Annotated in this window: 18 protein-coding genes and 1 pseudogene; 15 read left to right on the forward strand and 4 right to left on the reverse strand. The window is 48.7% G+C overall.

What is annotated here, in order from left to right:
* Positions 1 to 226 precede the first annotated feature (226 nt).
* The 11 genes from ACX1CU_RS04840 (at position 227) to ACX1CU_RS04890 (ending at position 11,788) form a co-directional block, all read left to right on the forward strand.
* A complete protein-coding gene (locus ACX1CU_RS04840; protein ID WP_459401483.1) occupies positions 227 to 775 on the forward strand; it encodes a tyrosine-type DNA invertase in 549 nt (182 codons plus the stop codon).
* A gap of 496 nt (positions 776 to 1,271) precedes the next feature.
* On the forward strand, positions 1,272 to 1,802 hold the full coding sequence (locus ACX1CU_RS04845) for a fimbrial protein (RefSeq protein ID WP_459401484.1): 531 nt from the start codon (positions 1,272 to 1,274) through the stop codon (positions 1,800 to 1,802).
* 96 nt (positions 1,803 to 1,898) lie between these two features.
* Positions 1,899 to 2,573 (forward strand): fimbrial biogenesis chaperone, encoded by a 675-nt coding sequence (locus tag ACX1CU_RS04850; protein WP_459401485.1) that lies wholly within the window; start codon positions 1,899 to 1,901, stop codon positions 2,571 to 2,573.
* Positions 2,574 to 2,679: 106 nt separating this feature from the next.
* Positions 2,680 to 5,268: a fimbria/pilus outer membrane usher protein gene (locus ACX1CU_RS04855; protein WP_459401486.1), complete on the forward strand. Its 2,589-nt coding sequence runs from the start codon at positions 2,680 to 2,682 to the stop codon at positions 5,266 to 5,268.
* A complete protein-coding gene (locus ACX1CU_RS04860; RefSeq protein WP_459401487.1) occupies positions 5,259 to 6,389 on the forward strand; it encodes a fimbrial protein in 1,131 nt (376 codons plus the stop codon). The genes ACX1CU_RS04855 and ACX1CU_RS04860 overlap by 10 nt, the downstream gene beginning before the upstream one ends.
* Positions 6,355 to 6,969 (forward strand): fimbrial protein, encoded by a 615-nt coding sequence (locus ACX1CU_RS04865; protein ID WP_459401488.1) that lies wholly within the window; start codon positions 6,355 to 6,357, stop codon positions 6,967 to 6,969. The genes ACX1CU_RS04860 and ACX1CU_RS04865 overlap by 35 nt, the downstream gene beginning before the upstream one ends.
* 361 nt (positions 6,970 to 7,330) lie before the next feature.
* Positions 7,331 to 7,924 (forward strand): LuxR C-terminal-related transcriptional regulator, encoded by a 594-nt coding sequence (locus tag ACX1CU_RS04870; RefSeq protein WP_459401489.1) that lies wholly within the window; start codon positions 7,331 to 7,333, stop codon positions 7,922 to 7,924.
* Positions 7,925 to 7,987: 63 nt separating this feature from the next.
* Positions 7,988 to 8,656, forward strand: coding sequence for a response regulator transcription factor (locus ACX1CU_RS04875; protein ID WP_459401490.1), 669 nt, complete (start codon positions 7,988 to 7,990; stop codon positions 8,654 to 8,656).
* Positions 8,657 to 8,762: 106 nt separating this feature from the next.
* Positions 8,763 to 9,581, forward strand: coding sequence for a LuxR C-terminal-related transcriptional regulator (locus ACX1CU_RS04880; RefSeq protein ID WP_459401491.1), 819 nt, complete (start codon positions 8,763 to 8,765; stop codon positions 9,579 to 9,581).
* Between the two features lie 3 nt (positions 9,582 to 9,584).
* Positions 9,585 to 10,034, forward strand: a complete 450-nt coding sequence (locus tag ACX1CU_RS04885) for a hypothetical protein (protein ID WP_459401492.1) — start codon at positions 9,585 to 9,587, stop codon at positions 10,032 to 10,034.
* Between the two features lie 86 nt (positions 10,035 to 10,120).
* Positions 10,121 to 11,788, forward strand: a complete 1,668-nt coding sequence (locus ACX1CU_RS04890) for an FKBP-type peptidyl-prolyl cis-trans isomerase N-terminal domain-containing protein (RefSeq protein WP_459401493.1) — start codon at positions 10,121 to 10,123, stop codon at positions 11,786 to 11,788.
* 58 nt (positions 11,789 to 11,846) lie between these two features.
* On the opposite strand, the gene ACX1CU_RS04895 is transcribed toward ACX1CU_RS04890, so the two are convergent.
* Positions 11,847 to 12,398, reverse strand: coding sequence for a tyrosine-type DNA invertase (locus ACX1CU_RS04895; RefSeq protein ID WP_459401494.1), 552 nt, complete (start codon positions 12,396 to 12,398; stop codon positions 11,847 to 11,849).
* A 702-nt stretch (positions 12,399 to 13,100) separates the two neighbouring features.
* Here ACX1CU_RS04895 and ACX1CU_RS04900 point away from each other — a divergent pair.
* Both ACX1CU_RS04900 and ACX1CU_RS04905 read left to right on the forward strand, forming a co-directional pair.
* Positions 13,101 to 13,477 (forward strand): annotated as a pseudogene (locus ACX1CU_RS04900) (multidrug ABC transporter permease/ATP-binding protein); the annotation flags it as partial.
* A 422-nt stretch (positions 13,478 to 13,899) separates the two neighbouring features.
* Positions 13,900 to 14,064 (forward strand): hypothetical protein, encoded by a 165-nt coding sequence (locus tag ACX1CU_RS04905; protein ID WP_459401495.1) that lies wholly within the window; start codon positions 13,900 to 13,902, stop codon positions 14,062 to 14,064.
* A 458-nt stretch (positions 14,065 to 14,522) separates the two neighbouring features.
* On the opposite strand, the gene ACX1CU_RS04910 is transcribed toward ACX1CU_RS04905, so the two are convergent.
* The gene (locus ACX1CU_RS04910; protein ID WP_459401496.1) at positions 14,523 to 16,256 is read right to left on the reverse strand and encodes an ABC transporter ATP-binding protein/permease; all 1,734 of its coding nucleotides are present in this window, start codon (positions 16,254 to 16,256) and stop codon (positions 14,523 to 14,525) included.
* Between the two features lie 182 nt (positions 16,257 to 16,438).
* Between ACX1CU_RS04910 and ACX1CU_RS04915 the strand changes: the two genes are divergently transcribed.
* Complete coding sequence (locus ACX1CU_RS04915) at positions 16,439 to 17,140, forward strand: tetratricopeptide repeat protein (RefSeq protein ID WP_459401497.1); 702 nt, start codon at positions 16,439 to 16,441, stop codon at positions 17,138 to 17,140.
* 45 nt (positions 17,141 to 17,185) lie between these two features.
* Here ACX1CU_RS04915 and ACX1CU_RS04920 read toward each other — a convergent pair whose 3' ends face one another.
* Both ACX1CU_RS04920 and ACX1CU_RS04925 read right to left on the reverse strand, forming a co-directional pair.
* On the reverse strand, positions 17,186 to 17,830 hold the full coding sequence (locus ACX1CU_RS04920; protein WP_459401498.1) for a DsbA family protein: 645 nt from the start codon (positions 17,828 to 17,830) through the stop codon (positions 17,186 to 17,188).
* A 22-nt stretch (positions 17,831 to 17,852) separates the two neighbouring features.
* Entirely contained in the window at positions 17,853 to 18,737 is an 885-nt protein-coding gene (locus ACX1CU_RS04925; protein WP_459401499.1) for an MBL fold metallo-hydrolase, read from the reverse strand.
* A 110-nt stretch (positions 18,738 to 18,847) separates the two neighbouring features.
* On the opposite strand from ACX1CU_RS04925, the gene ACX1CU_RS04930 reads away from it, so the two are divergent.
* Positions 18,848 to 19,756 (forward strand): LysR family transcriptional regulator, encoded by a 909-nt coding sequence (locus ACX1CU_RS04930; RefSeq protein WP_459401500.1) that lies wholly within the window; start codon positions 18,848 to 18,850, stop codon positions 19,754 to 19,756.
* Positions 19,757 to 19,759 lie beyond the last annotated feature (3 nt).

Here is a 19,759-nt window from a genome sequence, read left to right on the forward strand (position 1 = left end):
CTCTTGATTGTTTAATTTGGTGTTTACATGAGGAGAGCTTAAGCTTTCAGGTTAATATTTTAGCTGCACTAATATCATGGCTGTTACATTTAAGCTTATCGGCTATACTCTACTCAGGATTCAGGATGTTATCCGGAGGCAGGAGTCAAGGCTCCTGAAAGCTATTGTGGAAATGACAAAGGAAAAAGAAATCCACATTTTTCTTTGTGAAGATTAACGAGGCACTATGACCAGTCGTAAGCATTTAACACCTTCAGAGGTGGAGAAGTTGCTTGAGGCAACCCTTAGGGGAAAGAATCCTGAACGCGATTACTGCTTGATTTGGATGTGTTTTATCCACGGATGTCGAGTGAGCGAAATTAACAGCTGGCGCTTGTCTGATATCGATCTCGAAGGGGGGAATATTTATATTCATCGGCTGAAGAATGGCTTCTCGACAATTCACCCTTTATATGTCCGTGAAAGGAAATGTTTACAACGTTGGATGGCAAAAAGAAAGCATTACCGAGGTGCGGACAGTGAATGGCTGTTTCTTTCTAACCGGGGCTCTCGTTTATCACGTCAGCGAATTTATTGGTTAATTCGTAATTACAGTGAAGCAGCAAATTTAGAGGTGAACGCTCATCCACATATGCTTCGTCATGGTTGTGGTTTTGCGCTGGCAGATAGAGGAATTGATACGCGTTTGATTCAGGATTTTCTTGGCCATAGGAACATTCAGAATACGGTGTTATATACCGCAAGCAACGCTAGGAGGTTTAAGGAAGTATGGTGATTGACGCGTAATTAAATATGTCTAATGAGTCACTTTGAACTAAATTGCAACATACTCTAAGGATGCTCAAAAATAATGTCAACACTAACGATTTAATATTTTACACTCGCAATAAAACCCAATATAAAACAATGGGTTAATTGACTAAAAATCCCAAAAAAGCCACAAGAAAATCTCAGTTTTTTCTCGATTTATCCAAGATTAAAACCCCACATTCGAATGGCTCATTTTTTAACAGGTTTTTTATCCTGTGCATAGCCTTTTATTTTATTTAATATCCTGTTATTTATTATTTTCATTGGGTTTTGCAGGGCTTTAAGCTAAAGGAGTCACTTTAGTTCAAAATGAATCGTTTGGCTGGAAAGGTTAACGACGCTCAATATCTATTGACGGAGGGAGTTTCCAGGCACTGGACTAAATAAAAAGGAATGACATAGGGTCATGTCAAAATAAACAAGTGCGCGCTTGAAGTGCATTATTTTAAAGGAAAAGTAGTATGAACAAGAATCTTGTCGCCGTTGCCATGTTAGCTGCCTCCGCGTTTACCGCCAATGTGTTCGCTGCAGATGGTCAGATTAATTTCACTGGGAGCATCATTCCTAACCCTTGTACTGTGACCAGTCCTACTGGTGGTGCGAATCAAACCGTTAACCTCGGTACTATTGGTGTTACCGCATTCCCTATTGCCGGTGCTCTTGCTGGTGCTAAATCCTTTACTCTGCAGCTGAAAGATTGCCCAGCAACTATCACTTCTGCTCGCGTAAGCTTTGATGGTACCTCAGCTTCAAATGACAACAGCGTGTTGGCTTTGACTAGCGCTCCTGATGTTGCTAAAAACATCGGCGTTCAGATCACTGATAAAACTGGCGCAGTAGTTAAGTTGTTTGACAGATCTTCTGAGTACGCGTTGTTAAGTGGTTCTGCTGTTAACAACTTAGATTTTGTTGCTCGTTATATTTCAACTTCAGCGAACGTGGAGTCTGGTTCTGCTAACGCTGTTACCAACTTTACCATTGTTTATCCTTAAGTTTTGTCTGCCTGATTTCACCAGGGCAGCATAAAGCCTGGTCAGGGGGAATTCCCCCTGGCTTTTCTCTACATGGTCTAAGTGGGTAAATAAGAGATGAAAGTTTGGCAGAGCGCAACGGTCGCAGTGCTATTGTTAATGTCTACGTTGCAGGTTCAGGCAGGGATTGTCATTGGCGGAACTCGGTTGATTTATGATGGCGCGAAGAAGGAATCTTCTTTAAATATCAGCAATCCGGACAAAGTCCCTTATCTGATTCAGTCATGGGTAGATACTAATGAAGGTGATACTTCTAAAGCCCCCTTTATCATTACTCCACCATTATTCCGTTTAGACGGTGGGGAAAACAACATTCTGCGCGTGGTGCGAGCGGGCGGCAACCTGCCGACCGACAAAGAGTCTTTATATTGGCTGAATATTAAATCTATCCCTTCAGCCGAGAAAAAAGATAACACGCTGCAAATCGCGGTTAAAACCCGCATCAAACTGATCTATCGCCCTCAAGGATTGCGTGGCTCATTGGATGAAGCGGCTCAGGCATTAACGTGGCAGCGTAACGGTAATGCACTACAGGTCACTAATTCTTCGCCTTATTACGTCACCTTCTTTAATGTCAAGGTTAACGGTAGTCCAATCAAGAGTGCAACCATGGTTGCTCCGCAATCCAGCGCTCGTTTTGAACTGCCTGCGGGCGTCAACAGTGGTGCTTTGAGCTGGGAAATTATTAATGATTACGGCGGTACCAGTAAACCGTTCACCGGGAATATATAAAGCACACGTCAAGATAACTAAAAATCAATCCTTGTACAGGTAGTGACAGGGAAAGGACGCGGCTTGCCGGAATCTACTGGCACTGCTGATAAATGGAGTTAAATGGATGAATAACCCGAAGCGTTTAGGCTCTCGCGGATTTAACCGTACCCCTCTGGCTTGGTTGATTTCATGTCAGGTTGCAATGTTAATGGGGCTTTCCGGTGGCGTACAGGCTCGCGATTTTTTTAACCCTGCATTGTTGGAACTCGATAATCCGTCTCAGCGAGGCGCTGACCTGACGGTTTTTGAAGATGGCAATACTCAGGCTCCAGGTAAGTATCGGGTTGACGTCTATTTGAATGGTCAAATGGTCGACACCCATGATCTTGATTTTTCCCTGCAAAAAGATGCACTAGGTAAAGAGAGCCTGCAGCCTTGTTTGAGCAGTGGCATGCTCGAGTCGATGGGGGTTAAAGTCGATTCTTTCCCCGTAATCAAGGCTTCTGGTCAATGTGTCAATCTGGCAAATGCCATACCGCAGGCCTCAGCTACGTTTCGTTTTAATCAGCAGCGCTTGGATGTGAGTATTCCACAGGCTGCCTTGAATCTGTCTGCTCGTGACTATGTCTCCCCAGATAAATGGGATCAGGGCGTACCTGCACTACTGGTGAACTATAGCTTCAACGGAGCTAATAGCTGGAGCCGAAATGATAACAATAACAACAGTAATAGCGGCGTAAATGGTAACAATCGTAACACCAGTGCCTACTTCCTTAATTTACGCTCAGGGGCAAACCTGGGGGCGTGGCGTTTGCGTAACTATTCTACTTGGAACCGTGATAATAATGGTGACAACCACTGGAACTCCATCAATACCTACCTGCAGCGCGATATTATAGCGCTGAAAAGCCAAATGGTATTGGGTGACAGCAGTTCACCGAGTGACGTATTTGATAGCGTGCCGTTCCGCGGTGGTCAGTTAGCTTCTGATGACGATATGCTGCCAGATAGCATGAAAGGTTACTCACCGGTGGTGCGTGGTATTGCCCGTAGTAACGCCCAGGTAACAATCCGCCAGAACGGTTTTATTATTTATCAAAGCTATGTGGCGCCAGGTGCCTTTGAGATCAAGGATCTGTATCCAACGGCAGGCAGTGGTGACTTGAACGTCTCGATCAAAGAAGCCGATGGCAGCGAGCAGAATTTGGTAGTGCCATTCGCTTCAGTACCGGTACTGCAACGTGAAGGGCGCTTCAAGTATAGCCTGACTAGTGGTCAGTATCGTTCATCGAACAGCGATGTGGAAAAAACGCCATTTACGCAAGGCACCGGAATTTACGGCTTGCCGTGGGGCGCGACTATTTATGGTGGCGTGCAGGCGGCCAGTAAGTATCAGTCAATCGCTCTGGGTTGGGGGCAGAATATGGGCGTGATCGGTGCGCTTTCTGCCGATATTACCCAAGCCTGGGCTAAACCAGAAAATATGGCGAAGGATAACGGTCAATCGTACCGTCTCCGCTATGGTAAGAGCTTTGTTGAGACTGGCACCAACTTCAGTTTGGCGAGCTACCGTTATTCAACGCAAGGGTTCTATACGCTGCAGGAAACCCTGGATACTTACACCGATGGCAGATCTGCTCCATATCTTGCACATAAAAAGAGTCGTGCAGAGCTAACGCTAAGTCAGAGCCTATGGGAAGGTGCCGGAGCGGTATCGCTTAGCTTGGTTAGTGAAGATTACTGGAACGAGAACCGTCGCAACCAGTCGGCGAGCATAGGGTATAACAACAGCTGGAACAGCATCAGTTACGGCTTGAACTATACCTACAGTAAAAATGGTTATGACAGTAATGGCGATCGTACCAACTTTACCGACCAGATTTTTGCCTTAAATATCAGCGTGCCGTTAAGCAAATGGCTGACGAATAGTAGTTACGCGAGTTACAGCATGAATACTAGTCGCCATGGTGCGACCAGCAATACTGTGGGCGTGGGTGGAACGGCATTGCCAAGCGGCAACCTGAGCTACAACGTCAGCCAGGGCTATACCAGCCAAGGGCAAGGTGCAAATGGCAACGCCAGCCTTGGTTATCGCGGTGGTTTGGGTCAGATCAACGTCGGTTATGGCTACGACAAATCACAACAGCGCCTCAACTATGGTGCAGAAGGTGGGTTAATGGTGCACGAAAATGGCCTGACCTTGTCGCAACCCCTGGGCGAAACCGTAGTATTGGTCAAGGCACCAGGTGCCAAAGGTGTCAACATCGCCAACCAGACCGGGGTAACTACTGATTGGCGCGGTTATGCGGTTGTACCTTACGCCTCGGCCTATCGCAGAAATACCACTGGTTTTGATACCACTACGTTACCGGATGATGTGGATATGACGTTGACCAGCCAGACGGTGATTCCAACCCGTGGGGCAGTGGTACGCGCTGAATTTAAACCCAATATTGGCCAACGTGTGTTGATGACCCTGCTGATGCAAGGTGGAGCACCGGTGCCGTTTGGTGCCACTGTGACCGATGCTGATGGTCAAAATGCCAGCATTGTAGGTGATAGCGGGCAGGTTTACCTCACTGGGATGTCCGGCAGCGGCAAGCTGAATGTGAAATGGGGTAATGAAGCTTCGCAACAGTGCCAGGTGTCTTATTCTGTTCCTGAACAGAAAGAGAGTACCGGTATTCTGCAGATAAATGGCCAATGTTTATAAAGGTTCTGATGATGAAAAGATTTAGCCCAATAATAAGGCTCTCCTTATCTTGTTGTGCCCTGAGTACGTTACTCTTTCTGGCACCACAGTCGCAGGCGGCAATGGGAGAGTGCAGGCCACAGAGTGGTGCTAAAGCATACTCTTTTACATTTAATGCGAAGTATGATGATCCAACACAGAACGTGATTGGAAAAACCATACTTAATGCCAACCTGCAAAGTACTCCTGCGGTATGGGCAACTTCAGGGGATACCTATCCCATGATCTGCGAATGCCCGCTAGTAACGCACATTTTTGAGTCATTTATTAGTGCTGAGTTAGGTTCAGGGCTTGGACAAGCGGTATATTCGTCCACAAATGCTGAAGGCAAGGCCATGAGTTACTATAAGGTAGATGATTATCTTGCGGTAGCGGCAGAAGTTCGTATTGCTGGTAAAACACCTACATATTATCCTATCCCATTTACAAATCAAACGAATGGGCTTTCAGGGCCGTATGACTCTCAACCAAGTTGTACCCAGAACTATGGTAGTGGTGCTGAGGGTAAGATTCATCTTTATTTTATTAGACCTTTTGTTGGTACTCATGACATACCTACCGTACCACTGACTAATATTCGTATTGCAGCGGTTAGTGGGGTGCGTAGCCCGCAGATTGCAGCCACGGTTACAATGAATGGTTCCGTAACTGTACCGCAGAGTTGTGATATCAATCCTTCACCAATCACGATTGATTTTGGCGATATTATGTCAAGTCAATTTCAAACGGCGGGGGCCATGCCAGATGGTTTTACGCCTGTTAACAAACAACTGACCTTGGCATGCCGAAATATTTCTGATGGGGTTAAAGTTAATCTGTCTTTCACTGCAACACCCGATCCTAATATGAATAATGCTTTAAAAACAGATAATAGTGACATTGCTATTATGATTAAAGATGGAAGCGGTAACGTGATTTCACCAAATAATGGAAGTTTACCTGTGAATATGACAGGTCTTGGCACTTTAAATAGTACTGGTCAAGCGGAAATTAATGTCTACCCAGTGAACACTACCGGTAAATTACCTGCTGTAGGCGTGTTTAAAAATGCGTCAGGTACCGTCAAAGTTGAAATTCAGTAGTGTTTGTAATTGGTTTGTGTCGCAGAATATTAAAAAGGATAAGGATATTATGAGAAATTATAAGCAGGCATTGAAGAAAACATTACTCTGTATGGCAGTAGCAAGCATTGGAGTGAGTTATTCTGCACTGGCAGTAGACTTAAAGATCACTGGCACAGTTAAAGCGTCTCCATGCACGGTTGTAGCAGACTCTGGTAACAATATTAATGTTGATTTAGGTACCGATATTCAAGCTACGACCCTCACAGCCCAAAAAGGTTCTCCTTGGAAGCCGGTAGTAGTACGTTTGAAGGACTGCCCAACAACTACAACTTCAATAACCGCTGCGTTTAGTGGTACCCAAGCCGATGAAGAAACCGGCCTTTACAAGAATGCTGGCGATGCGGACAAGGTGCAGATTGAATTGCAGGATGTGGCTACGGGGGTAAGAAAAGGTAATGGCAGTACATTGGTAGCACCAGTGGTGCTGGCAACTAATGACGCCACCTTCAACTTACAGGCTCGTGCCTATTCGTCTACTGGTGGCGCAGCCCCTGGTAGTGTGATTGGTACCGTCCAAGTGGCATTTACCTATCAGTAATTACCTTTAGTACCCTTCCGTCATGAGAAATATAGCCCCAGCTCATGACGGATTGCTCGTTGCCTGTGTCTATGTAAATTGTCAGTTGGGGCTTTTTTATTTTATTGCCGTTTCGTTACGTTTTTTGAGCAGTCACTTGGGAAGAGTCAAGAAAAAATAATAACCCTCGGTCATTAAAGGGCAATTCTGTATACCCATTGATAAAGGACGCAGTAAAGGATCAGTAACCTGCAGAAAAGGGAGAGTAACTATGACCATAGCTCATACTTATCAAAGAGTGAGTGCGCCTGCCCCACATCCTTACGGGCCAAAAGGGGAAAGTGTGATTGTAATGGAGTCCTGCCCAATCACAGCACTCGGTATGCGTAACATTTTGGCCCAGTCTTGTGGATTTGCGGACGGGGTACAACTTGTCAGCAATCTTTCGGAAATCCCTACATTGATGCACCACCGCCCCGCCAAATTACTGATTATGGAATTATGTGGGGAAGAAGAATCAGTGTTGGATGGCCTGCGGCTGATTGCGCTTTGCTTGGAACATTGGCCAACCACTTCAATGATCGTTTGTACCGCGCTTGATGACCCACGGGTGCTGCAATTACTGACCGCATCAGGGATCAAAGGGTTGGTATTGAAACAAGAGCCCGCAATCGCCCTGACACAATGTGTGCAGCAAGTGATTTCAGGTCGCCGCAGTTATAGCCATAAAGTCAGACAACTACTGGCCAACCACTCTGCCGGTGGCAAAGCGCTGACTGCCCGTGAGTTAGACGTGCTGGCTTATCTGTTTTCCGGTAAAAGCGTGACTACCGCAGCACTGATGATGCATCGCGATGTCCGCACCGTTAGCACCCATAAACGCAATGCCATGCACAAATTAGGCTTCCAGAGTGACGGTGAGCTTTATCTGCAGGGGAAATGGATGGCAAAAACCGGTCCGGTATTTGCCCGCTAGCGTTTATACAGATGGTACTCATTCCCGGATGGAATGAGCATGTTATTCATACAGGAGTAGAATATGACCCTTTCGTCGCAAAAACCGATCGGCATAGCCCTAATGGATCGCAGCCCGCTTACATTGGCCGGACTGTCGTGTTTTATTGGAACGCTGAGCGTACCGAATGAGATTATTGTGCAGGAAACCAGTATGGCAGCGGTTTCCGAAGGGTTGTTGTATCAGCCTGTCGATATTCTTATCACCGAATTAAATGGTCTGAATGAAACAACGGCTCAGGGGCGTGAGGCACTGCTGAATTTGTGCGCACTGCTGCCCACGTTGCGTGTTATTGTCTACACCCGTTGCCAGAAAGGGGAAGATCTGGGCAGGTTGTTGGATGTTGCCAATATCAGCGTTGTTTCTCGTGGCGACAATCTGCAACTGGTGGGTGAATTCTTTAACCGTGTATTCAATGGTGAGCGCGTATTAAGCCCATTGATTGGTTCCTATCTGGCCCGTGCCGATTCCGATGATGTTTCCAGCCTACATAGTCTGACGCGTTGTGAAAATGATGTGTTGACCTTCTTGTTCAATGGGATGAGCCTACGCGAAATTGCTGAGTTGCAGCACCGCAGTATTAAAACTATCAGCGCACATAAATGTAATGCCATGCGGAAGTTGCAGGTCAAGAATGACAGTGAGCTGTTTTCGCTCAGGAAAAATATCACCCAGCAGTTTGCGTGTGATTGATGGTCTTGCGAATAGGGGAATGTACCCCTATTCGCTCATCAGATAGGCGTCGTCACTATAAATGCTGGCGGGCGATTAGCCTTCTTTCTCATGGAAGGGAATTCTCATGACTCTACGCAGTCCACCGATCTCACGTGTCGCACTGCTAATCCCTTGCCACGTGACGGCGAGCGGTATTGAACACCACTTGAAAGAACAACATGACATCTGGCAGTGTTGGCGGATGCACTCCTTGACTGAAGCCCGATTACGGTTGGTCACCTCCAATATTGAGCTGCTGGTTATGGCCTTTAGCCGACAGCAGGCAGATTGGCTAGAGCAGTTGCAGTTTATCCGGGCATTACGTCAGACCAGACCAAACATGCAAGTTGTCGTGATAGTGGATGTTTATATTCCCTACTTCCTGCGGTGCTTATCTGAACTGAATGTGAGCGGGATCTTAAGTCAGCATGATTCTTTGATGGAAATTGAGCAGGCTTTTGCGCAAATAGGGCGTGAAACCTTTTACTGCAGTGTCAGAATAAAAAATGTATTGTCGGATAACTTGAGCAAAGTTTCAGATGAGGTAACATTGCGTCTGATGGAACTGAGAGTATTACAGCACTTGCTGGAGGGTGACTCGGTAAAGCGCACCGCAAAATTGTTGCTTCGCAGCGAAAAAACGGTAATGGCGATCAAGGGTAAAGCCATGCACAAGCTGGGTATCACTCACTGCGCCGATCTGGTAGCAATGAAAGAGATGCTGGAATATTTGTATCTGGAGTTGACCCTGGATGACGACTCAGAACACTCGGTTGACAGTCTCTCGAGCCGTATTCGCGGCAATAGCAGAGAAATAAAAACATTACCGACATGGTTACCACCGGTGGAGGTGCTCCATTCCAGGGTGGTGATGGCAGGTCATTATCCAGCAAGGAAGGAATAGAATTTGGAACAACTTCAGAAAACCAACGGATGCAGCAGGCGGCTGTTGGTTGGATTTATCGTCAGTAGCGGTTTGTTATTGGGCGGTTGCGCAAGCAAAAGCAGTCCCCCTCCATCCAAGGTGCAACCGATCGTCTCTTCTCCCGCCGCAGTCGAACCGCCGCCTCAACCGGTGATTGAAAAGTCAGAGGTGAAACAAAATCGTCTGGGGTTATGCCAGAGTGAGCTTGCTTCCCTGAAAGTGGTAAACCCAAGAGCCTATGCCGCCAGAAAAGCCTATTTCGATAATCTGGTAAGAAATGCTTCGGTTTATAGTGCCGTGCGTGGTGATATCAACACGTTGACCAAAGATACGTTGGACGCCTTGTATAAATATAAAACCAATCAGGTGTGTGCTGAAATTGAGCGCGATGTGTTGAATGCACTGATTCGTAAAGGGGAGAGCCTGAAGTGAAACAGAGTCTAAAGTATGGCTTTTTTTTTACGCTGACACTGCCTTTGAGCTGTGCTTTTGGGGCAACAGATAGGCTGCAAGATGATATGAGCACAACGCTCGAGTCATTGAATGCGATCACCAGTAAAGTGGACGACGCTCCGGCGCTGCTGTTGCTGACCCCATCTCAACTAGAAGCAATTACTCCTCCCCCTCGTGAAAAGAGAAGCAGCACTAAACCTGCCAAGAGTGCACAGAGCAAACGGCCAAGTGAATCCCAGTCAGCCCCAGTAGCAGAATTAAAAACGCTGCAAGCCAAAATCAATCAGTTAAATGCGACTGTGAGCCAGCAGGATCAAGAGTTGAAGCAGTTGCGTCAATCCGCTCAACAGGATGCGGATGCGCGTGCTGAAATTGCCCAGTTGAAACAAAATCTCCAAGAGAACCTGCGGACAACAGAGCAAATGCAGCAGGATTTAGCGGCAGCCACGACGGCGAAGTCTGAGAATAAGCAGGATACCAGCCGTCTGCAGCAAGCTTTGGATAAAAGTCAGCAGCAAAGTTCGTTATTGCAGAAACAGTTGGATGCATTGGCACTATCGCAGAATGATAAAAACAAAGAGAACCAGGCGCTTCAGACACAGCTGAACGAAAGTCGTAAGCAAAATGAAGAGGTACAAAAAACGTTGGCCGTATTAACGGCAAAAGCCAGTGAAAAAGAACAGAAGGCGTCAGCACTGCAAAAGCAACTGGATGCGATGACCGTGGCACAAACGGGTAAGAGCAGCGAGCAGGATGCTCTGAAAGCGCAATTGACGCAGAGTAAGAAACAGAGTGAGGCGGCACAGCAGCAGTTAGCGATGTTGACGAGTAAAGCCGCTGACGGCGCGCAGCAAATGGCGGCTCTGAAAAAACAGCTAGAGACATTGGCGGCGTCAGAAGGTGAAAAAACCAAAAGCAATCAGACATTGCAGGCAGCTTTAGATGAGAGCCGCAAGCAGAGTGAAGATTTGCAGAGCCAGCTTATTGCATTGCGGGACAGCGCGAGCGAGAAAATGCGGGAAAGCAGCGCATTGGAACAGCAACTGACTGAACTGCAGAAAGCTCAGAGCGACGCCGTTGTGGAGCCGAAAACCGAGAGCGAAATTCGCGATTATGCGATCGGCAGCTCGTTGGCCGATGACATGCTGGCATTGCTGAAAGAGAGAACGGCACAGGGGATCAAGATCGATAATCGCCTGGCGTTGGCAGGCGTGCAGGACGCGTTTGCTGGCAAGGTAAAACTGCCGCAGGAGCAGATAGATAAAGCGCTACAGGCCACTGAGGCTGCGCTGAGTGCCAATGAAAAACAGCGTACGCGGGAAACCGAAGCGGCGGGCTCGCGCTATATCGCGCAGTTCAAAAAGCAAAAGCAGGTGAAGAAAGACGCCTCTGGCTATTTCTTCCGTATTGACAATGCGGGTAAAGGCAAGATTGACGATACCAGCATTGTGTCTGTGGTGGTGAAAGAAAGCCTGACGAATGGCAAAGTGATTAAGGACATGGAGGCGGCGGGTACGTCGATCCGGCAGCCATTGAGCAGCTATCCGCCTATGTTCAGAACCGCGCTGTCGCAGTTGCAGAATCACGGCAGCATGACGATGGTAGTACCGCCAGCCTTGGCTTACGGCGATAAAGGCCTACCACCTGACATCCCGCCGGGTTCTACAATGGTATATAATGTAAAGATATTAGACGTAGTGGCTCCTGCCGATACTGTTACTCCTGTAAGATAGTAGGTGGTTTTTAAGACGTTGAGCGCTGGGGTAATTAAGAATAGCTCGAATGTTTGGGTTAAATATTTATTGTCCTGAAGCGCTCAACGTTACTTGCAGTATAAATAACAGTGTTTTGAATATTTTTATGCCCTAAATAATCTTGAATTAGCCGTGTATCAACACCTTTATCAGCGAGTGCATAACCACAGGAATGACGTAACATGTGGGGATGCACCTGTACGCTGATACCGGCTAATTCGCCATACGCTTTTATTAAACGATAAAGTTGCTGCCGTGAAATTTGCCCGCCATGGCGTGACAGGAATAACCACTGGCTGTCGGACTCCAGATAGCGTGGGCGTTGTGCCAGCCATTTGTTCAGCGCCAAACGCTCGCGAATTTGAATCGGATGTTGAACAGAAAAACCATTTTTTAAACGAGAAACGTGTAAACGGTTAGTGGTTAGGTCAATATCCTCCAAGCGTAACCCTCTGAGTTCGCTGACGCGTAACCCATGAATAAAGCACATCAACAGCATGCAGCGATCTCGCCAACCATTGGATCCATCCGGTATGGCAGAGATCATTCTCTCAATTTCAATGTGACTGAGATATTTGCGTTTTTTCATTTTCTTTTTCCTGCGTTACAAAAAGCAAATATTACTGTGGCGTGGTTATTTAAACATCGAATACCCGTTTTCAGCAATTAAAATAACAATAGCTGCATCTAAGAACTTTCCGTTAAAATTTGCTGAGGAGTAGGGTTGAAGAGGCATTACGCATTGTTAATGTGAAAAAAAATAGCGTATCTGTTCATAAAACAATCATTTATTTATGGGTGATATCACATCATAGGGGATGAATGCATTCTTTTTTAAGGGGGGTGAGCTTTTTCTTAGTGCTACGTAATGTGTACATTTATCACGATGATTGAAATATTTAATTTTAATCGAAGTATTTATTTCAAGATGACGATTACTTATGACAGGCAATGTAATTTTCTATAATCCATTTTTTACCTGCTTCTGATTCAGTTTCAGCCGTGGTGACTTTGTGTAAACGTAGCCGCAACCGCTGCTTATTTTCGACGATGTTTCGCTCTAAAAGCCTGTTCTTTGCGCTGTCAGATTTGAACCACTCGCTTCTTATGCTTTGATGGCGTGTAAGCAAAATGATAATTATTATTGATATCATGCTGTCGCTGATTACAATGCCAGCCATTGCACGGTGTCAATATAGCGTTTCTCATGGAGTTGTTACGGGGGTCTTTCAGCCGTATCGTTGGCCATTTCTGGCAGTAATGACGCATTATCGCCTTTATTAATGTGCAATTGATGGGGCCGCAGGGAGGCGCACCTTATGCCGAACGGGTGGAAACCTGGCTCTACCGACTGAAGATGAAAAGTAAACTGGAATTTGATGGTGATCGGGTGATGAACCCATAGCTTTCACAAGGCAGCGTAAGCGTCTGGCGCTGCTGCTGGATGAATGGGCTGCGGATCCGGATCCCCAATTCCGGCGTACATTCTACCGTGAGTGACTTCCTCATTTGCGCGATATGGGTAAAACCGTTTTTGCGATCGGTCATGACGACCATTATTTTGAACAGACCGACCGCCTGCTGCAAATGCGCAATGGGCATCTGATCGAACTGACGAGGGAAGGGCGCCAGCAAGTCAGTATGAATTCCGTGGCTCAGATTGGTTGATGATTCACCAGGCACGCGATCGCTGAAGCTTGTATGGTGATATTTTAATCACTTGCGATGGGTATTCATTATCTCTTCGTGAGTGACTCCCAGACTATCCTATCTCTGGCATAAGGTTTCATATATTAATGATCTCAGTTAATGCACTTATTTCATCACGTTATCGCCAGGTGCTCTGCGCATAATGTTTTAAGAATGGTTCGAATAATTAATTTGTTAGGATTTTTTCATAGGAATAAACTAGATAACTGATTTTTTGAATCGATAACAAAGAATTTTACGATTGACTTAACTTATATGTTGGTTATTGCTGTTATCACTATGAATGAGCAGAGAACGGCTTGGTCTGTGCGAAACAAGGCACATTTGGGCTGAAATGATGGCAATAACGTATTGGATACAGGGTAGTCAGGAGCGAACCTATGGATAATAAATCACTTACTCTTCGCGGGGATGCTCAGGTACAACTCAAAGCAGTATTTCCACCCGCTTGGCAATTGAACGATTTGCAGCGCACTTTTATTGAAGACCTTTGGCAACCAGAGTTTTATGAGGGGGAACCGCCTGTTTTAGCCGATAATCTGTAGACGCCCGCTGGCTTGAGCCAACTCATCATTAAACAAGCCCAATAATCGCTATGCTGTGTCATCTCCGCAAGTCCGGGGATTGGGGCAGCGTAAGTTCCAAATAACTGTCTGCCCCGCGAACGCCCCCTCCAGCCCGACAACGAAGTGAACTGAACGGCATAAACCCTGGTTGTGGCAAGACGGTGAGGAAATGCCTTGTCTACCTGGCTGCCACTCCAAGGACTTTGGGTATAAACTCATTGTTGATTTATATAAAATTAAGAGGAATTACCATGCCCAATTATAGTCCCCGCCGTATTGCCCTTTATACCGTTGCCGTTATTCTCATTTTAGTGGTTGTTGGCTTGGTGACTTACGTCGGCGTTGGTTTGCTTAACTGATTGATTTGCTCTGCCCTGTATGCCCCTATCTCAACTTACGAACGACGGATCGCTCATTGAGATAGGGGAAACGATGTCTTAGCCCACCGTGGGTAACGGACTCAGCACCATATGTGCCAGCCCTTTCTCGTTACGGCTGAAGCGCCAGCAGGTCTGGTGATACTTCGCCACGCTGTTGCGGTGCGCCACGCTCACTAGCGTGACGTTCGGCAGTTCGTCCACCAACAGGCAATACATCAACTGCTCGGTTTCATCATCCAGCGCACTGGTGGCTTCATCCAGGAACAAAATATCTGGGCGCGTGAGGATCGCACGGGCAAATGCCAAACGCTGCTGCTCGCCCGGCGATAACCGATGGCTCCAGTTGGCGCTAGTATCCAGCCAGCGTTGCAGGTGTTTCAGGCGGCAATTCTCCAGCACTTTTAGCAGTTGTTCATCGCTATAGTCTTTATCCTGATGTGGGTAGCTCAGGGCTTCGCGCAGCGTACCGATCGGAATATAACTGCGCTGTGGCAGGAACAAGGTGCTCAACGATTTATCCAGACCGATCTCACCGGCACCGTAAGGCCAGATCCCGGCAATGGCGCGCAGCAAGGTCGATTTACCACAGCCTGAAGGGCCAACGATCAGCACGCGTTCACCACGCTTCAGCGCGATAGTGGCGGCACTCAGCAGCGGCTGCCCATCGGGCAGGTCCATGCTAAGAGCGCGCAGTACCAGCGGCTGTGCACTTTCTGGTTGCAGTTGAATACCGCGGGGTTGGTTATGCACCTCGTCTATCGCCGCGTTAAAACCTGCCAAACGGTTAACACAGGCTTTCCAGGTGGCCAGATTGGAGAACGCATCAATAAACCACGATAGCGCCCCTTGCACCTGGCCGAACGCGGAGGCGATCTGCATCAACCCACCCATCTGGATCGCGCCGGAGAAATAGCGTGGGGCAGCCACCAGCAGGGGGAAGATAATGGCAAACTGGCTGTAGAAGTTAGTGGCGATATTCAGGCGGCGTGTAATGCGCATGATTGACCACCAGTTACTGCGAATCGCCTCAAAGCGATTGCTCAACTGCTGCTTTTCACGCGGTTCACCGTGATACAGCGCAATGGCATCGTTATTTTCACGGATGCGGATCAGCCCGAAACGGAAGTTGGCTTCATAGCGTTCCTGATTAAAGCCCAGCATGACCAGCGGTTTACCGACCCACCAGATCACCAGTGAACCCAATACCGCATACAGCAGGGCAAACCACACCATATAGCCAGGCAGAGTGATAGAGTGCTGGGCGATCATAAAGGTCATTGGCCCGCTGATGTGCCAAAGAATGCTCACGAACGAACCGAGTGTTACCAGGCTGGAAAGCAGGCCGAGTGACAGTGACAGCGTATATTGGGTCAGAACGTTGAGATCGTCAGAAATACGTTGGTCTGGGTTATCGATAATCTGCTGCTGTTCGGTATGGTAATAGGCTCGATGTGCCAGCCATTTCCCCATGAATTTTTCCGTCATCCAGCGCCGCCAGCGCATCTGTAAACCCTGCGTCAGGTAGATCTTGTAGACCGCCAACACGATGAAGGTCAACGCCAGATAGGTAAAGCGCCACAGTTGTTCCTTGAACACCGGATAGTTTTTATTTTGCAGTGCGTCGTAGAACACCTGATTCCACTGGTTAATCAGCACGCTGATATAGACCAATCCCAGGGACAGAGCCACGATGGCGATCAACATCGCCCAGGCACGCCATTTCTCTTCCGAAACCCAAAAGGGCTTAATCAATTGCCAGACGGCATGTTTCTGCGAAGTCGTATTGTTCATGATGTTCCAGAATGTATTGTTTCTTATCAGCATGGGCGCAGGAAGGGTAACAAACAAACTGTGACATGTAAGCAGTTTTGACACGGCTAACTATTTGAAATAGGGCGAATGCGGCCTGAGGGGTGAAGAGCATGCCCTCGGCGGTTATACTGGCGGCCGTTTATGGTAATGAAGGACTAGTCATGAAGGCGTTGATCTCCCTGTTGCTGGCCTATGGCACTGCCGCCAGTTTTCAGGCGTTGGCACATATCGATGAGCCCGATATGGACGCTGACTGCCAGAAGATCGCGAGCTATGCCGCGTTGGGAAATACGGCCTATCAGCAGGGTAACTATACGAAAGCGGGGGATATCTTTCGCGATCAGGCGGCCTGGAGTGAGTTTTGCGGGCTTAGCGATCAGGCGATCGCCACGGCCTATAACAATGTGGCACTGTCGTTGATTCATGCGGGTGAATTGCTGAAAGCGCGCGCTTATCTGGCGCTAGTCCCTTATGACAGCAAATCGCAGCACAATATGAAATTGTTACAGCAACGTTTAGCTCAGAAGCCCGTTGTTGCCGGGCCTGCGGGGGTTTACTGGCAATATGCCGGGCGCGGGGTATGGAGTGAACTGAAGGTGAAACCCCAGGGCCAGCGTTGGCAGATCGATTTTTCCGGTTATTACATGCCGCTGATGGGGATCTATTATGGCCCGAATAGGGGGGACTTGGCCGGTGAATTAACCATTACGCAGGGGAAAGGGGTTTTCCGTCAGCGTGAGGCATCGCTGAACTGCGATGTCACGCTGGATTTCACCGCTGATGCGGTGGATCTGCACACGGAGGGTGACTGCGGGTTTGGTTTTAACGTGCGTGCCGAAGGGCGGTTTGTGCGAGTGGAATAACCCACAGAGGATTGCCCTCTCTTAGCAGAAAGGGCAAGCAGGCACTCAGTGGGCGGTGTTAGTCAGCAATTCTTTCCAGCCAGCTACATCCGCCAGATAATGGCCAACCGGGATCTGGCGCAGATGCCCATCGCTACGCTGTGAGGCAAACGTCGGGAAGCCTTGACCTTGTACCTGAGCCAGCAGCGCACGGCTTTGCGCAATGTGTTGTGCGGTCGGTGCCCCGCTTTTGAAGCGCATCTCGGCAATAAAGGCGGCAGATGGCAGGCCCAGCTCTTTGGCTAACGCGGTTAAAACCGGCGTATCGGCAATGCGTTGCCCTTCTTGGTAATGGGCTGCCTGAATGCGGTGCAGCATATCAATACCCCGCCCGGCGATCTGTTCGGCAGCCAGAATGGCGGTAATCGGTGGTGTGGAGTCCATCACCGCCGTGGTATCACGCAGTAGCCCGTTGAAGTATTTTTCACCGAATGTCTGCCCGGTCAACTCGGCAATCCGTTTGTCGTGCGGCATCACGTAGTTGCGCCATTCGTCGCTGATCCGGCGGCGGTTGCTGCCGGTCATCATGCCACCGGCGTGCAGGACGATGCTAAGCCCTGGGATGCTCTGGGCGGCTTTCACCAGCGGTGCTGCGCCATAGCACCAGCCACATAGCGGATCGAAAATATAATGCAGCGTTGCTGTACTCATGGTTATACCTCGGTTGTCGGGCTTACTGTGGCCACTTCATGTCACCTTTCAGCACTTTGGCACTTAGATCCAGGCTGGAGCCATCTTTCAGATCTGGATAATGCTTTTTCATGGCGGCGATCAGTTCGCTAGAGTTTTTGGTCTTCGGCAATTCGGCTTCCAGCGTCGTCAGGTAGTTTTGGGTAAAGGTCACCGACTCCAGCGATTGCGCGGCACCCGGCAGGAAATGCCCCGGTACGACCACCCGTGGTTTCAGTGCTTTGATGCTTTCCAGCGTTTGCTGCCAATGAGCACGGGATTCTACGCTCTGGTTGTCCGCCAGCCACGGGTGAATGTTGTTACCGGCAACCGCCACACCGCCGACCACCGCCTGCAACGCTGGGATCCACACGTAGGTACGATCCGGCGTCGGGCCAGTGAGGCCTTTCACCTCCACTTTCTGGCCGTCGATGGTAAAGCTATCGCCCTGTAACGGTTGCGGAACAATGATCGTTTTCGGCGCATTCTCCTTCAGGATTGGGCCCCAGTAAGCCATTTTACCGTCTTTGCTGGCGTTGATCGCGGCGATGGTCCCCGGTGAAGCGATGATTTTTGCCTGTGGGAATGCTGCCTTGATCACATCCAACCCAAAGTAGAAATCGGGATCCGAATGACTGATATACACGGTGGTCAGTTTCTTGCCGGTGGCTTTGATTTTTTTCACCAACGCTTCAGCATCATTACGCTGGAATTGGGCGTCAATCAGTGCCACTTCGTGTTTACCGCTGATGATTTCAGAAGACACCGGGAATACGCTGTTTTCGCCTGGGTTATACACTTCCAGGGTCAGCGTGTTGGCGGCGGTGGCATAAGTGCTGAAGGCGGCGATGCTGGTTAACGTCAGGGTCAGTAATGATTTCTTAAACATTTGGCAGGTGTCCTTTAGGTATTTGTTAGGGTTGCCAAGATGGTATGTTGCATAAAGCGAGAGAAAAACCGGATAATAAGCAATTATTCATTGCGTAGATCGAGCGAATTATGGATCGCATTACCGCCGCTGAGGTTTTTGTCACCATTGTCGAGCGTGGCAGTATGATCGCGGCGGCAGACCGGCTTGAGATGTCGCGCGCCATGGTGACACGCTATCTGGCGCAGATGGAGCAATGGGCCGGGGCGCGTTTGCTGCACCGCACCACGCGTAAACTGAGCCTGACCGATGCCGGCGAACGCACGCTTGAGCGCTGCCGCCAGATGCTGGCGTTGGCTGTGGAGATCGATCTGGCGGATAACCAGCAGAGTGACGATTTGCGCGGTCTGCTGCGCATTACCTGTTCGCAATCGCTTGGGCAAACGGCGCTGGTGGGGGCGGTGGCACAGTATCTGAAACGCCATCCGCAGGTGGCGGTGGATCTGCAAATGAACAATCGGGCGGTCAATCTGGTGGAGGAGCGCATCGATCTGGCGCTGCGTATCACCAATGAGCTGGACCCGAATCTGATCGCCCGGCCGCTTTCCACCTGTGCTTCGGTGGTCTGTGCTTCACCGGCCTATCTTGCCGCTTACGGCACGCCGCGCCATCCGCAGGATCTGGCGACGCATAACTGCCTGACGTATTCCTATTTCGGTAAAAGCCTGTGGCATTTTGACTGCCAGGGCGTGAAATCGGCGGTGGCGGTCAGTGGCAATCTGAGTGCCAACGAATCGGTGGTACTGCTGGCGGGCACGGTGCAAGGGGCGGGCATTTCGTTGCAGCCTTACTATTCGGCAGCTCCGTTGCTGGCAAAGGGTGATCTGATCGAATTACTGCCTGACTACATGCCGCAAGCGATGGGGATCTACGGGATTTACACCTCGCGCCGCCAAATGCCAGCAACGCTGCGCACCATGCTGGATTTTTTAGTGGAGTGGTTTGCCACCGATTCGGGCTGGCGTGCCACGTTGCGCTGACGA

Source organism: Serratia sp. D1N4, assembly GCF_054552755.1.